The organism is Helicobacter sp. MIT 05-5294, assembly GCF_000765675.1.
Lineage (GTDB): Bacteria > Campylobacterota > Campylobacteria > Campylobacterales > Helicobacteraceae > Helicobacter_D.
The window spans coordinates 1-13,650 of sequence record NZ_JRPA02000025.1; the positions used below are offsets into that span (position 1 = coordinate 1).

14 protein-coding genes are annotated in these 13,650 nt (G+C 37.0%); 8 read left to right on the forward strand and 6 right to left on the reverse strand.

Annotated elements, in window-relative coordinates:
* The 4 genes from LS69_RS10555 to LS69_RS09215 form a co-directional block, all read left to right on the forward strand.
* Window positions 1-206, forward strand: a 206-nt coding sequence (locus tag LS69_RS10555) for a hypothetical protein (RefSeq protein ID WP_194145478.1), incomplete at its 5' end; no start/stop codon positions are given.
* Window positions 207-719: 513 nt separating this feature from the next.
* Window positions 720-899, forward strand: a complete 180-nt coding sequence (locus tag LS69_RS09205) for a hypothetical protein (protein ID WP_138124321.1) — start codon at window positions 720-722, stop codon at window positions 897-899.
* A gap of 38 nt (window positions 900-937) precedes the next feature.
* Entirely contained in the window at window positions 938-1,132 is a 195-nt protein-coding gene (locus LS69_RS09210; protein ID WP_138124324.1) for a hypothetical protein, read from the forward strand.
* Window positions 1,133-1,450: 318 nt separating this feature from the next.
* Window positions 1,451-1,717 carry a hypothetical protein gene (locus LS69_RS09215; protein ID WP_138124327.1) on the forward strand — a complete coding sequence of 89 codons (267 nt, stop codon included), beginning with the start codon at window positions 1,451-1,453 and terminating at the stop codon, window positions 1,715-1,717.
* Window positions 1,718-2,395: 678 nt separating this feature from the next.
* On the opposite strand, the gene LS69_RS09220 is transcribed toward LS69_RS09215, so the two are convergent.
* Together LS69_RS09220 and acnB are read right to left on the reverse strand one after the other, a co-directional pair.
* Window positions 2,396-3,427, reverse strand: a complete 1,032-nt coding sequence (locus tag LS69_RS09220) for a cytochrome-c peroxidase (protein WP_138124330.1) — start codon at window positions 3,425-3,427, stop codon at window positions 2,396-2,398.
* A 388-nt stretch (window positions 3,428-3,815) separates the two neighbouring features.
* Window positions 3,816-6,365, reverse strand: a complete 2,550-nt coding sequence (gene acnB, locus LS69_RS09225) for a bifunctional aconitate hydratase 2/2-methylisocitrate dehydratase (RefSeq protein WP_138124333.1) — start codon at window positions 6,363-6,365, stop codon at window positions 3,816-3,818.
* A gap of 257 nt (window positions 6,366-6,622) precedes the next feature.
* Here acnB and cysK point away from each other — a divergent pair, with 257 nt between their 5' ends.
* Window positions 6,623-7,546: a cysteine synthase A gene (gene cysK, locus LS69_RS09230; RefSeq protein ID WP_138124336.1), complete on the forward strand. Its 924-nt coding sequence runs from the start codon at window positions 6,623-6,625 to the stop codon at window positions 7,544-7,546.
* A 204-nt stretch (window positions 7,547-7,750) separates the two neighbouring features.
* Here cysK and LS69_RS09235 read toward each other — a convergent pair whose 3' ends face one another.
* Both LS69_RS09235 and LS69_RS09240 read right to left on the reverse strand, forming a co-directional pair.
* Complete coding sequence (locus LS69_RS09235; protein WP_138124339.1) at window positions 7,751-8,509, reverse strand: hypothetical protein; 759 nt, start codon at window positions 8,507-8,509, stop codon at window positions 7,751-7,753.
* Between the two features lie 207 nt (window positions 8,510-8,716).
* Entirely contained in the window at window positions 8,717-9,484 is a 768-nt protein-coding gene (locus LS69_RS09240; protein WP_138124342.1) for a 2-amino-4-hydroxy-6-hydroxymethyldihydropteridine pyrophosphokinase, read from the reverse strand.
* 227 nt (window positions 9,485-9,711) lie between these two features.
* On the opposite strand from LS69_RS09240, the gene LS69_RS09245 reads away from it, so the two are divergent.
* Both LS69_RS09245 and LS69_RS09250 read left to right on the forward strand, forming a co-directional pair.
* On the forward strand, window positions 9,712-10,305 hold the full coding sequence (locus tag LS69_RS09245) for a GPR1/FUN34/YaaH family transporter (protein WP_138124345.1): 594 nt from the start codon (window positions 9,712-9,714) through the stop codon (window positions 10,303-10,305).
* A gap of 211 nt (window positions 10,306-10,516) precedes the next feature.
* Window positions 10,517-11,869, forward strand: a complete 1,353-nt coding sequence (locus tag LS69_RS09250) for a hypothetical protein (RefSeq protein ID WP_138124347.1) — start codon at window positions 10,517-10,519, stop codon at window positions 11,867-11,869.
* Window positions 11,870-12,024: 155 nt separating this feature from the next.
* Here the strand turns inward: LS69_RS09250 and LS69_RS10560 are convergent, their stop codons facing one another.
* Complete coding sequence (locus LS69_RS10560) at window positions 12,025-12,168, reverse strand: hypothetical protein (protein WP_194145479.1); 144 nt, start codon at window positions 12,166-12,168, stop codon at window positions 12,025-12,027.
* A gap of 35 nt (window positions 12,169-12,203) precedes the next feature.
* Window positions 12,204-12,692 (reverse strand): peptidylprolyl isomerase, encoded by a 489-nt coding sequence (locus LS69_RS09255; RefSeq protein ID WP_138124350.1) that lies wholly within the window; start codon window positions 12,690-12,692, stop codon window positions 12,204-12,206.
* Window positions 12,693-12,766: 74 nt separating this feature from the next.
* Between LS69_RS09255 and LS69_RS09260 the strand changes: the two genes are divergently transcribed.
* Window positions 12,767-13,501 carry a hypothetical protein gene (locus LS69_RS09260; protein WP_138124353.1) on the forward strand — a complete coding sequence of 245 codons (735 nt, stop codon included), beginning with the start codon at window positions 12,767-12,769 and terminating at the stop codon, window positions 13,499-13,501.
* Window positions 13,502-13,650 lie beyond the last annotated feature (149 nt).

Consider the following 13,650-nt stretch of genomic DNA (forward strand, 5'->3'; position numbering starts at 1 on the left):
CAATCACCAATACACAAGGACAAAAAACAATTAAACAAACCACTCAAAAGATTCTCACTCCTAATAGTTATCCAAACTATCCTGCAAGATTATTCTTTAGACCAAAACTCTCTTTTTATTTTGATGGCAATACGCTCTTTGTGCTAAAGTGCAAAAAAGTCTTAGGAGCTTATGAAGCAAGAAGTGGAAAAGCTTTAAACCAATAAGAAAAAGAGAAATTTCAAAAAGAAAGAGACTATCAATTCTTCTCTCTAAGCTTTGATGAAGAAAACATCTATCTCCCCACTCTTCAAAGAACACAAACTTATTATCATTGCCATGATGAATCCTATCAAAATGAACACAAAAGCATACCAAAGAAGAATCATTAGTCTTTGAAGTAGAATGCCAACAACCTAGAGTAGAATTTATCCAATTTATAGAAAATATAGAATGGGAATTAGATTCTAATCATTCCCCAAGAACAATTCCCAAAGACCAGCAAACAAAAATAGAATATCTCAATCAAGATTTACAAAATTTCAATCTCCCTTATCCTTATTCTTTTGCCCCGGGAACTTATATAGAATTAGAAGCGAAACTAAGCAATGATGTATCTGTAGATAAAATGCAATGGGGATATATCACCCTCACACAAGAAGATAAAGATAAAAAGGAATTGCATTTAAAACATTACCCCATCATTTCCCTTGAAGACAGAAGTAATTATTTCCGCAGAAATGAAGAATGGAATAGGCTTTTATTTGCCCTTAGAAGAAAATGTTTGTATTCTTGTATTTGCTTCTTTAGCTCCACTTAATACTGCAAAAGACACTTTTATTTTAATAAAAACAAGCTTTAGAGTTGGCAAGAAAGAGCGGGGGAGTATTCAAGAAGCCAAAAAGAAGAACAGCAGCTAATCCAGCAAATACTCTATTCCCAAATCATCTATGAAGATATGAAGAGTTATAATCCAATAGAGCGTATTTGCAATATCAAAGAAGCAGTCGGCTTTTTAGTTGCTAATGCTATAAATTTGAAGCGTTTTCACCAAACTAACCTTGCAAAATATCAGAATCCTAAAGAAGTTCAGTTTAGTTACTTTAGAATCTATCCGCAACTTGCAGGTAAGATTGCTGAAATATTGTCTTAAAAGGAATGAGATATGAAGAAATTTAAACCCACACGAGAAAACTACGATTTTAATATAAGAGAAGACAAAAAGTTTTTATCTTTCAATCCCCACCAACATTCTTTGTGTTGCATATAGATTAGAACCTCAATATTTAACGACTAATCTAAACATTTACTGCTACGCTTTATCTAGGTAAAATTACTTTTAATAAAGACAGACATGGCAATCTACTTCCTCTTTATATTCCCTCTAAAATCACAGAATCTAGCCTTAAAGATTTAAATCTCTTTTGGTTAATCAAATATTAATCCTAATCCCAAACAACCTTTATCATCAATGATAGAATGCAAAATAGACAATAGAGTAACTTTTTGTAAAATCAACAAAGAAGCTTATACACACCAAAGAATCCATTATTATAAAACCAAAGAAAATATTGTTTTAACCCAAGAACAAATTTTTTCTTATTTTACAAAATTACATACTTTAAATACAGCTTTTATTCAAGATTATATTGAAAGTATCCATACTAACAATGGGATAGAATCCTATCATCTTAAAGATGAAATCTTTGATGATTTATTAAAACAAGGAATCTTGTAAAAAGAAATGTTTAAAAGGTTTTATAATCAAAAAAATCTCCTTATGCTAAAGCCAAACTTCTCATTCTTGATTATCTCAAGCAAACCCATCAATCTAATTTTAAGATTCCTCTTTTTAATCCATTATTCTATGCTTATTTAGTATGGAGTTTAAAAGAATATTAATAGGGTATAATGAAACAGCAAAGATTCAAGACGCGCATCATTTTCTTTTTAATCTTGGAGCTTACCAACAAGAAAAAGTAGAAAGATTTCAAAATAATGCAAAGTTTTTTATGGGAATATTCCACCCACACAATATAGCATTGGATATATAGAAGACTATCAATTATTTCATCAATACTATGGACATCACTTTAAAGATATATTTGAGAAACAGGAGTTTCCAAAATCTTTAGGTTATCAATTCTCTTCCCCCAATGAACTTTATCATAAACAATGCAAAAACTTCTACTTTTCCTCCCTCACCCTTAGGCAATTATTATTTTGAACTAGAAGACAATCTAAACACTTTTATAGAATACTATCACAGAATCTATCCAAGCATTAAAAACCCTCCTAAAGGTTGGAATCAAGAAATGCTTTAAAATTAGATTTGAAGTTGGAATGAATGAGAGGATTCTGCATTGCGACTTTAAGCCTAAGCCTGAAGCTTAGACTTAAAAGTTGAAATTGCACATTACAATTCTGGTTTTGGTGTTTTTTCTGTTGCGATTGGAAGTTGCGGATAAGTGATTTGTGGTTTTTCTCCGCTTAATGCTTTAAGGAAAGTTGCCATTTGGTTTGCTTCTTTGTTGGTAATATTAATTCCAAGCTGTGTGCTTCCCATTTCTTTAATTGCATCAGTTAAATTCCAAATTGCCCCATTGTGGAAGTAAGGAGCGGTTTCGGCAATATTTCTTAGTGTTGGTGTTTTAACCAAACCATTTGCATCGCCTTTGAAATCTCCGAGATTAGCAAATTTGTATTTTCCTGCAACTTCAAAAGATTGCATACTGCCTCCTAGATTTACGCCGGAATGACAAGCCGCACAACCTTTATCCAAGAAAACTTGTAAGCCTTCTTTTTCAGCTTTGCTTAGTGCTTTATCGTCGCCATTTAGGAAAGCGTCATAGCGAGAAGGTGTGATGAGTGTGCGTTCAAAAGTAGCGATTGCATCAGCGATATTATCAAAGGTTACCCCGCTTCTGCCATAGATTTTTTTAAATTCTGTTTGGTATTCTGGCAAAGAAGAGATTTTTTCAACTGCTAATTTCGCAGGTGTTGCCATTTCAGGTTCTGCTTCAATGGGACCTTTGGCTTGGTCTGCTAAATCTCCCGCGCGTCCGTCCCAAAATTGAGCAGAGTTAAGAACGGAGTTATAAACGGTGGGAGAATTAAGATGATGTGGATTTGCAACCCATTTATGTCCAACTGCCGCTGCGATTCCGTCAGTCCCTCCTAAACCTAAGTTATGACAGGTGTTACAGGAAATCAAACCGCTTCTTGAGAGGCGAGGTTCAAAGTAAAGCTTTTTACCCAATTCTGCTTTTTCTTGAGAAAATGCGCTAAATTTCACGCCAAATTCTTTGAGCATAGCTTCTACGCCCGCTTGATCGCTTGGCAATGGCACTAATCCGCTCTCTTTTGCTTGGCTAAGTAGGTCTGCCGCATTAAGCGTGAGCGTAGAGGCAACTAAAATGGACGAGAGTGAAACAACAAATCGTTTCATTGAAACTCCTTTTTGATTTTTGAATTGATTGTTTGACAATCAAAAAATTTTATCTTATATCAAATTATAAAAATATTAATTAAAAAATAAAAATTTTCTTTTTTAAAATATTCTCTTAGAATAGTAATGTTCTGTTAAAATGTAAAGATTCTTTGGAAAAATGATAAATTTAAGGATATTATAAAAAGGAGTTGTTGCAGGATTCTATGGAAATATACTGCACAATAGAATCTCACCAATTTTAAAGCCTTGAAGAATCTCTAAAACCTTTATTGAAATGTTTAATATAAATATTAGGAATCCCAAAAATAAAGCTCTAAATCTGCTAAGTTTAAAATTGGCATTGTTGTCGTATGGAATCTAAGAGAAGCCTTAGATTCCAAAATGCTTAATTGAGTGTATAGCTTTCAATCAAATTGAAGTTTAGATAACGATAGATTTGTGATTCTTTGCCCTCTAGTTTTTTGGGGATTAAATCCAAATATTCTTGTTTGCTTGGAATCTTGCCGAGCAATGCGCAAATTGCTGCCAATTCTGCGCTTCCAAGATAGACTTGCGCGCCTTTCCCCATACGATTGTCAAAGTTTCTAGTAGAAGTTGAGAAAACGACCGCATCGTTTCTAACACGCGCTTGGTTTCCCATGCATAAGCTACAACCCGGGATTTCAATTCTCGCTCCTGCCGCTCCAAAGAGTGAGTAATACCCTTCATCTGTGAGTTGTTTTGCGTCCATTTTTGTGGGAGGTGCAACCCAAAGTGTCGCAGGCACCATACCCTCATCTTTTAGAACTTCTCCTAATGCGCGGTAATGTCCGATATTTGTCATACAACTTCCCACGAATACTTCATCAATTTTATGAGGACGGCTTGGGTTTGCCAAAATCTCGCTTAGAGTTGCAACATCATCTGGATCGTTTGGACAAGCTAAGATAGGCTCGGTGATTTCATTGAGATTGATTTCAATCACTGCGGCATATTCTGCATTGGAATCCGCTTTAAGTAGTGTGGGATTGTCAATCCAATCTTGCATTCTTTTCGCTCTTCGCTCTAAAGTTTTTGCGTCTTGATAACCCGCTTGAATCATTGCATTAATCAAAGTAATGTTAGATTTGAGATATTCAATAATTGGCTCTTTATTGAGAGCCACGGTGCAGGCTGCAGCACTGCGTTCCGCACTTGCGTCGCTTAGTTCAAACGCTTGTTCTACTTTTAAGTCGGGCAAACCTTCAATCTCTAGAATTTTACCGCTAAAGATGTTCTTTTTGCCTTTTTTCTCCACGGTGAGTAAGCCTTTTTTGATGGCATAATAAGGAATCGCATTGACTAAATCGCGCAAAGTAATCCCCGGTTGTAATTTGCCACTAAAGCGCACAAGCACGGATTCCGGCATATCTAAAGGCATAGAACCTGTAACAGCCGCAAAGGCAACCAAACCGCTTCCTGCGGGGAAACTAATGCCAATAGGGAATCTCGTATGAGAATCTCCCCCTGTGCCTACGGTATCAGGCAAAACCATACGATTGAGCCAAGAGTGAATGACGCCATCACCCGGGCGCAATGCGACGCCTCCGCGGTTGCTCATAAATTGTGGCAAACTCGCGTGAAGCTTCACATCAGCAGGTTTTGGATATGCGGCAGTGTGGCAGAAGCTTTGCAATACAAAATCCGCGCTAAATCCCAATGAAGCGAGTTCTTTAACTTCATCACGCGTCATTGCTCCTGTGGTGTCTTGACTTCCCACGGTGGTAACGAGTGGCTCACAATAAGTTCCGGGCAAGACCCCCTCGACACCACATGCGCGTCCTACCATTTTTTGCGCTAGTGTAAAGCCTTTTGCGCTAGATTTTGGAGTTTGTGGCTTGGCGAAAATTTCTTCTTTTGGTAAACCAAGTGCTTCTCTTGCTTTTGCGGTTAATCCGCGTCCGATGATGAGATTGATTCTCCCACCTGCGCGAATCTCATCTGCAAGTGTTGTGGGTTTAAAGTCAAATTTAGAAACAACTGCACCATTTTTGCAAATTTCGCCTTTGAAAGGATAGATTTCAATCACATCTCCTTCGTTTAATTCTGTAACTGGTGCGATGATTGGCAAACAGCCGCTATCTTCGCAAGTGTTGAAGAAAATAGGAGCGATAACGCCACCGATAACTAGCCCACCGGCTTTTTTGTTGGGGATATAAGGAATCTCACGCCCCATATGCCATACAAGTGAATTACAAGCAGATTTTCTTGAACTTCCTGTGCCGACAACATCGCCCACATAAACTAGAGGGTGTCCTTTTTCTTTAAGTTTTGCGATTCTATCAAACGCATTTTGTGTGCGACTTTTGAGCATTGCTTGTGCGTGGAGTGGAATATCACTGCGCGTGAAAGCATCACTTGCTGGGCTTAAGTCGTCTGTATTTGTTTCGCCATCAATCTTAAAAACCGTCGCAGTGATTTTTTCTTCTAGTGCAGGTTTGCTTAAGAACCATTCAGCATTTGCCCAAGACTCCAAAACTTCTTTAGCAAAAGAATTAGTTTTAGAAATTTCTACGATTTCATTAAAAGCATCATAGACGAGTAAAGTATGTTTAAGTGCCTCTGCGGCTGCTTTGGCAACTTCAGTATCTGTGGATTTCAATGCTTTGATGAGAGGTTGGATATTGTATCCTCCAAGCATTGTGCCAAGTAGTTGAATCGCGTGTGTTTTGGAGATTCCATTCACGCTGACTTTCCCTTCAACAATGGAATCCAAAAACTCTGCTTTGACTTTTGCAGCTTCATCTACACCTGGACTTACGCGGTTGGAAAGCAACTCTATTAACTCTTGTGCGCGCTCACCTTTTTGAAGCAATGCAATCACTTCTGAAGTTTGTTCCTTGCTTAGAGGGAGCGGCGGAATATTTTGTTTTGCGCGCTCAACGACTAATTTATCATATTCTTCAAAAAAACTCATTTTATCCCCTTTGAATAATAATATTTCCATATAATAATACAGAATTTATATTTAATTTGTGTAAATTTAGATAAATTTTTTTTAATCTTTTTATGGTTGTGTGTGTAAAAATGTATTTTTAATTTTATTTTTATTTTTAATATTATAAAAAGCGCACAAAATAAACTTAATAAGATATGATAAGCAAATTTTAAAATAAAACATTGCATACAGAATTATTATCTTTATTTTTTAATTTATTGTTAAAGGTAGAGTTAATGAAAGTTATTCATTCTATTACAGAAGCGATTGGAAATACACCGCTTTTGAAATTGCGTGCATTATCCAATGAGGCACAGGCAAACATCTATGCAAAATGTGAATTTTTTAATCCGAGTGGCTCGGTGAAAGATAGAATCGCATTGGGCATGATTGAAGAGGCGTTAAAAGATGGCACAATTCATCAAGGCACTACACTGATTGAGCCAACAAGTGGAAATACGGGTATTGGACTTGCTTCAATTTGTGCTGCAAAGGGCTTGAAACTAATTCTCACAATGCCTGCTTCTATGAGTATAGAAAGACGCAGATTAATGACGGCACTTGGAGCGAAGTTGGAGCTAACGCCACCAGAACTTGGAATGAAAGGTGCAGTCAATCGTGCGTTGGAATTGCAACAAGAAATCAAAGATTCTTTTATTTTGCAACAATTTGAAAATCCCGCAAATCCAAAAAGTCATCGCGAAACAACCGCATTAGAGATTCTAGAAGCATTGGACGGAAAAGTAGATGTGTTGGTTTCTGCTGTTGGCACAGGAGGAACGCTAAGCGGAGTAGGGGAAGTGCTAAAATCAAAGAATCCTAATGTGAAAATCATTGCAGTAGAGCCAATCAACTCCGCAGTAATTAGTGGAGAGAAGCCCGGACCTCACAAGATTCAAGGAATCGGAGCAGGGTTTATCCCTAAAACTCTTAAAACAGAATTGATTGATGAGATTTTGAAAGTAGATGTGGAATGGGCGATTGAAGAATCTCGCAAAGTAGCCTTGCAAGAGGGAGTTTTGGTTGGAATCTCAAGCGGAGCAAATTTGTGGGCAGCTAGGGAAATTGCAAAAAAATATCCCAACAAAAATATCGTAACGATTCTTTGTGATACAGGCGAGAGATACCTAAGCACAGATTTATACGGGGTAGGGGAATAGGATTCCACGCCTTGTTGGCGTGAAGGTGTGAAAATGCGCAAATGCTAGAGATAATCCATATCTTTAGCAACTCTTTGCGCTATTGTGAGGCTTTAGTTGGAAGAATAGCACAAATTGAAGTGCTTTAATTTGACATTCTATTTCCATAAGTGCGAATCTATCCTTTTGCATAAAGAGAGGATTCTGCCAATACACAATCAAAACTTAAAACCAAGGAATCTTATCGTTTTCTCCGCGTTTTTGAATCTCTTTGAATCTTACCCAACCAAGAATTTCAAAAGCAAAGAAAAGAAGCGCAAGAATCCAAACAGCAGAGAAGACGCCCAAAAAATCTATAACAAAATACAATATATACAAGTAAAACGCCCATAAAAGCAATTTTTGTTTCGTAATATAGGCAAGTTCGCGAATGTAGAGAAATGTATAGTAGAGATAAAACATTCCGGTAACCTTTAAGGAGCTTGCAATAGCTGCATTGACTTCTTCAGGTATGACATTTTGGAAATCGGCAATCATCATTATGGAGATAGCGGCAATGACACCAAAACCTACGCTAATCATAAAGTTTCTTGGGAGTGTTTCACTTCGTGTGATTGCATTAAGAGAAGAAAGGACAAGATACATAAAGAATAATTCTGGAATCATTGCAATCCAATACAGCAAAGAAGATTCTTCGATAAAAGGCAATGCTGTCAAAAACCGACAAGCCAAAGCAAGATAGGCTTTGAGCTTGATGTTTTTAATGGTTTTGGCATTGTAATCTGGCATTAATGGGGTGGAATCGCAAGAATCTTTAATGATGAAAATTTCTTTTGCTTGATTTTCTTGAATCACAAAATCAACGCCACAACCCTCTAAATCCTCTATATTATCATTGCCCAAGTTTTTAATGTCTTCGGCTTTAAACGCATAATATTTGCCATCAATAGTGCAAATAACGCCATTTGAAATTTTGCCTTGCATAAGTCTCCTTTGTAAAGCAAATATAACATAATGCTTTCTATTAAAAAACCATCAAATTATTATGAGAATTTGATAAAGCTTAAAATGGTAAGCCAAAGGTTATTTGCAAGGTTTTTTGGATTGTTTGGAAATGTAAAGCAAAGATTCAAAACAATCCCGTAGGCTTTTGTGAGATTCCACAATGGAATCCCTAAAAGTTTAAGGTTCTTAAAACCAAGGGAGATTGTCGCCTTCCTTGCGTTTTTTGATTTCTTGAAACTTAATCCACGCGAAAATCTCCATAACAAGTGCGATAATCATAAAAATCCAACCAATCCAAATAATCGCTGTAATGAATCCTAAAACGCGCAAATAAGCTGCCCATAAAAAGAATTTTTGGTTTGTAATATAAGCCACTTCGCGCTTGTAGCAAATCCAAAAATAAAAAGCTACGATTTCAAAGAGTATGAAAAGCGCAATGCCAATCCCTAAACCATCTGTGGAAAAAGCCATACTAGAAGGGTTTGTCATAGCAGAAAGCAGGAGACTAAAGCCGCCAAAAATGGCAAAGGATATGCCTCCCATAACCCCCATAGCAAAACTTAAAATGATATTTTTAAGGAGAGTTTTGCTCCGTGATGCAGCCTTTAGCGCAAACACGATAAGAATCTCAAGCACACAACAAGTGATTGCCAAAATCACACCAATAAATGGGATAAATGCAAAAAACATACAACCAATGGAAATATAAGCTTTAAGCTTGATGCCATTAATGCTATTAGAGGTGAGGTTGGAAGCGAGATTGTTGAATCCTAAAGAACCTTTGGTGATGAAGATTTCTTTTGCCTTATCTTCTGCGATATTGAAATCCACTTCACAACCAACGAGCATTTCGCTACTTCTGCCCTCTAGATTTTGAATCTCTTCTATTCCAAACTTATAACGATTGCCATCGTCTCCGCTAATAATTCCTATGCCTAAAATTTTGCCTCGCATACGATTCCTTTTGTAAAAAATTAAGAATATTATTATGCCCCCCCCCCCCATTAAAAGTAGATAAAATGATGATAATTTTTAGGACTTTGATAAGTAAAAATTATGGAATCTTTTGAATAATTGTAACACTCTTCTTTAATATTTTTAGGAATCTTTGGGTATTCCTTGACAAGAGATTGTGGATTCTGTTAGTCTTAAGTCAAGATTATTGCAAACAAGGAGTAAAAATGCAAGAAATAAAAGAAGTCAAGGTTTTAGTCGCAGACCCCTCTGCGTTAGGTTTGTTTGGCTTGGCGGTGATTACTTTGGTTGCCTCCTCACAAAAGCTAGGGCTTACTTCTGGCGTGTCTTTGGTGATTCCGTGGGCGATATTTCTTGGAGCGAGTGCGCAACTCATTGCGTGCTTGAATGATTTTAAGCATAATAATACTTTTGGAGCGACTGCCTTTGGTGCTTACGCGCTTTTTTGGTATTCTTTAGGCTTTGTGTGGTTAATCCAAAATGGAGTTTTTGGTGAAAAACTCGCAGCAAGTGCGGATTCTAAACAATTAGGATTTGCGTTTTTGGCTTATTTAATTTTCACGCTTTTTATGACGATTGGCGCGATGAAGACCCATAAGGTTTTGTTGATTATTTTTGTTTTGATAGATTTTTTGTTTATCGGGTTAGTTTTGAGTTCTTTTGGTGTTATGCACGATTTTGCGCACGATTTAGCGGCTTATTCGGAGCTTGGTATCGCGATATTTTCCTTTTATGGAAGCGGTGCAGCGGTGTTGAATGCGCATTTTGGAAGAGTTGTTTTACCTGTTGGTAAGCTTTAAATAAGTGCTTGGTTTTAAAGCCTTACTATGATTGTATTTTGGGATTCTGCAATGGAATCTAAAAATACAAATCAAGATTTTACTTAGGGTTTAAAAAAATAAAATCCTTGATTTACTCTCTTTGATTGTCTAGTTTAGGAATGATTTTTGCTTATTTTACCTCAAAAGGAATGAATGAAAACAAAAGGGAATTTAGATTTAAGGAGCGAAAATGTCTTATTCTTATTCAAAACAATTTGGTGTGCAATCCTATGTAGCGGGAGTGAATTATTCTGAATGGATGCAAGAGGCTTTGAATCCAAAAAATAAATCTTCTGAAAACGAGCGTTTAAGTATTACTTCAAGTCAGGAGGATTATTTCAAAAAGCAGCAACTTATTAAAGAAGCAATCGCACAACTCCAAAGCAATGGAAGTGTTAGCGCGAAGATTGCCAAAGAGGTAGATGTAGAATCGCTAAAGAAAAGCCTGCAAGACGCGGAAAATGGAGAATCCAATGCGCTTAGCATTAGCGAAGGTTCGGAATCTAGCGAAGCGAGAAAACAAAGCCAACTCAATGCAAGTGCGCAAAATGCAGCACTTAAATCCGCAGTGAATCTAACAGATAAGGCGCAAAATATGCCAAATGCTTTGCAAGAGGCAGCAGAAGACACAAAAGAAGCAGAAGCGGCAAAGAAAGCAAAGGAAATCATTAGGCAAAACATAGAAAACGATTCCTTGACTAATAGAATTGCGGATAGGGCGAGTGGAGGGCTTTTTGATAAGCATGTTTTCACGACTTCTTCAAGTGCGCCAAGCAATGTTAGCGAATCAGATAAAAAAGCGCATAATCCTTTGGCTGTTAGTGCGGATTCTGCAACAGAAAATACTCAAGAAGCTTTTGCGGTAGAATTTACCGATGAAGTGAGTGGGGCTAAAGTGCATGTGCCTTTAAGCCAAGAAAATGCAGAAAAACTTACCGAGCATTTTGGAAGCCTTGACGCAGCAAGTGATTATGTCAAAGGTTTCTATTATGACGCGGCTTATAAAATGGGCTATTTAAGTAGCGATAGTGATGGGGATGGCAAGATTAGCCTTGATGAGGGAATTAATCTCAAAACCCTTGTAAGTTTGATGAGTGGCGAGTATTCTTCTGTGTCAGAGCAGTTTGGCGGCAATGTAGAAATGCAAAAACAATTTTTAGAACAAGTAGGATTCATTGATAATCTAGGAGATTTTATTAATTATTCTATTTCTCAAGATAGCAATTTCGATGGCGGATTAAGCCTCAATGAGATTCTTAATGGCGCAAATGAGGCGGTTTTCCTTAAAACAGCTCAAGGTGCGAATGTAAGCAGTGTGGAAGTTTTGGTGATTCAAAGCTTTAGAATAGATTTTAATGCAGAATCCCTAAATGATACTTTGCTAAATCTTGGCGCAAAGTCTGAAGATTCTGTGCAAATGATGGACAGCAAAAAACTAAAAGACACTTTAGATGCGAGTTATTTGGAATCCTTAGATGAAACAGCAAGGGAAAATTGGCTCAAGAGTGAAGCGTTGTTGAAAAATATTTTGGAGAGCGTATGATAGAGTTGCAATCTCTTACTTTAGAGATTCTGTGCGTTGGCTTGATTGCCCTTGCAGTGTGGATTTATGGGCGCAAACTTAAAGAATAATTTAGAGTTGATTCTACGCCATTGTGGAATGTAATAATTTAGAATCCAAAGAGATTTCATAGAAGATTATAGAGTAGTATTATGGATTGCCACGAGTTTTTGTAAAACTCTCACAATGACGGCTGGGCAGTCTTTCGTCCTTGCAAACGCAGTGAAGCCATTTAGAATATTGGATTTAAGCGAAAATGCGCAATGGAATCCTAAAAGCATATTTTAAGATTCCATTGTAGAATCTGAAACAATCCTTATTCTTTAGAGATTGTAATACTTAGGATTTTGTCCCCTTGTTTAAGAGAATCCAACACCGCAAGGCTTTTTTTGTCATTGGGTGCGATTTGTCCAAAAGCTGTATGCTCACCATCAAGATGAGGTTGTGGAGCAAAGCAAATGAAAAATTGGCTTCCTCCTGTATCGCGCCCGGCGTGTGCCATAGAGATTGTGCCTTTAAAGTGTTTATGTGGATTGTTTCCTAATTCGCATTTAATGCGATAGCCCGGTCCTCCGCGTCCGCTTCCCTCTGGACAACCGCCTTGCGCGACAAATCCCGCAATCACGCGATGAAAAATAAGATTGTTGTAGAATCCGCTTTGTGCGAGATTTGCGAAGTTTGCCACCGTGTTAGGAGCAGATTCTGGGAAAAGCTTGAGCTTCATTTCTCCTTTTTCTGTAGAGATTGTCGCATATTGCATTAAATCAAGCTCTTCTTGTGTGGGATTAAATTCTTTTAACTCCATTTTGAATCCTTAAGTAGTAAAATTAAAAATTTATTGTAGTATTTTAAGCATTAAAAGTTGCAAAAGGGGTGAAAATGGCAAAAATCATCTTGATAATATTATTGGCATTTAGCGCACACGCGAAATATCCGGAATGGCTAAAGTATAGCGTTAAAGTAGTAGCAGAGTTTGAAAATCCCAACCAACATGTGCCTAATTTCATTGAAGGCTATGGTTTGGTTGTGAATGATAATTTAGTGCTTACAAGCGCAAAAGTCGTCTTTAATAAAGATAAAGCAGAGGATATTACGCTTTATCATACAGAAGTTTTAGGACAGCCTATCGCGTGTTTAAGCCACGCTAAGATTCTTGCGTTAGATGATAATTTGGATTTGGCTATTTTGGAAGCGGAGCGATTTACGGATATTTATTGCAATATCTTGCCTACGCCAAATTTTCGCGAATTAAGCTTTAAAGAAAGTTATTTTGATATTTTGTATCCGCCCTTTCAGAATGCTTTGAGTGAGGATTTGAATCTTTCATATTTTGGTGAACAAGATTGGTCAGAGTTTTTGCGTAGCAGAATCGCGCTTAAAGATTTTTTGGCTTTACCCAAAGAAGCAAAAGAAAAAATGCTCGGAATGCCGTTGTTTGTAGAAAATGAGTTTTTAGGCTTAAAAGTCAAAGAATCCCCAGATGCACAGAGTCAAAGCCTACAAATAGGAATCTTAACCCATCAAGAGATTTTAGATTTTTTGTGTAAATTACAAAATGAAACTTTGGTTTTGAAAAACAAAGACGATTTTAAGGGATTCTGCAAAGCAGATTAATTTCGTTTTGCTTATAAGCTAAGCCAATAATACAAGCCATACTATGATAATAGATTAAAGGAGAAACTATGGAGACTATGGATTCTTATTTAGGCAAAGAAATTATGCCTATCATAGGTGAATACTTTGATCGCTACAACTATACAGAC

What these genes read in the sequence shown, in the direction of transcription:
- LS69_RS09235 (WP_138124339.1), bottom strand. Translation starts at nt 8,509, where the DNA reads ATGCAAGGCAAAATTTCAAATGGCGTTATTTGCACTATTGATGGCAAA.
- LS69_RS09245 (WP_138124345.1), top strand. Translation starts at nt 9,712, where the DNA reads ATGCAAGAAATAAAAGAAGTCAAGGTTTTAGTCGCAGACCCCTCTGCG.
- acnB (WP_138124333.1), bottom strand. Translation starts at nt 6,365, where the DNA reads ATGAGTTTTTTTGAAGAATATGATAAATTAGTCGTTGAGCGCGCAAAA.
- LS69_RS09220 (WP_138124330.1), bottom strand. Translation starts at nt 3,427, where the DNA reads ATGAAACGATTTGTTGTTTCACTCTCGTCCATTTTAGTTGCCTCTACG.
- LS69_RS09250 (WP_138124347.1), top strand. Translation starts at nt 10,517, where the DNA reads ATGTCTTATTCTTATTCAAAACAATTTGGTGTGCAATCCTATGTAGCG.
- LS69_RS09255 (WP_138124350.1), bottom strand. Translation starts at nt 12,692, where the DNA reads ATGGAGTTAAAAGAATTTAATCCCACACAAGAAGAGCTTGATTTAATG.
- LS69_RS10560 (WP_194145479.1), bottom strand. Translation starts at nt 12,168, where the DNA reads ATGCTTTTAGGATTCCATTGCGCATTTTCGCTTAAATCCAATATTCTA.
- cysK (WP_138124336.1), top strand. Translation starts at nt 6,623, where the DNA reads ATGAAAGTTATTCATTCTATTACAGAAGCGATTGGAAATACACCGCTT.
- LS69_RS09260 (WP_138124353.1), top strand. Translation starts at nt 12,767, where the DNA reads ATGGCAAAAATCATCTTGATAATATTATTGGCATTTAGCGCACACGCG.
- LS69_RS09215 (WP_138124327.1), top strand. Translation starts at nt 1,451, where the DNA reads ATGATAGAATGCAAAATAGACAATAGAGTAACTTTTTGTAAAATCAAC.
- LS69_RS09205 (WP_138124321.1), top strand. Translation starts at nt 720, where the DNA reads ATGAAGAATGGAATAGGCTTTTATTTGCCCTTAGAAGAAAATGTTTGT.
- LS69_RS09240 (WP_138124342.1), bottom strand. Translation starts at nt 9,484, where the DNA reads ATGCGAGGCAAAATTTTAGGCATAGGAATTATTAGCGGAGACGATGGC.
- LS69_RS09210 (WP_138124324.1), top strand. Translation starts at nt 938, where the DNA reads ATGAAGAGTTATAATCCAATAGAGCGTATTTGCAATATCAAAGAAGCA.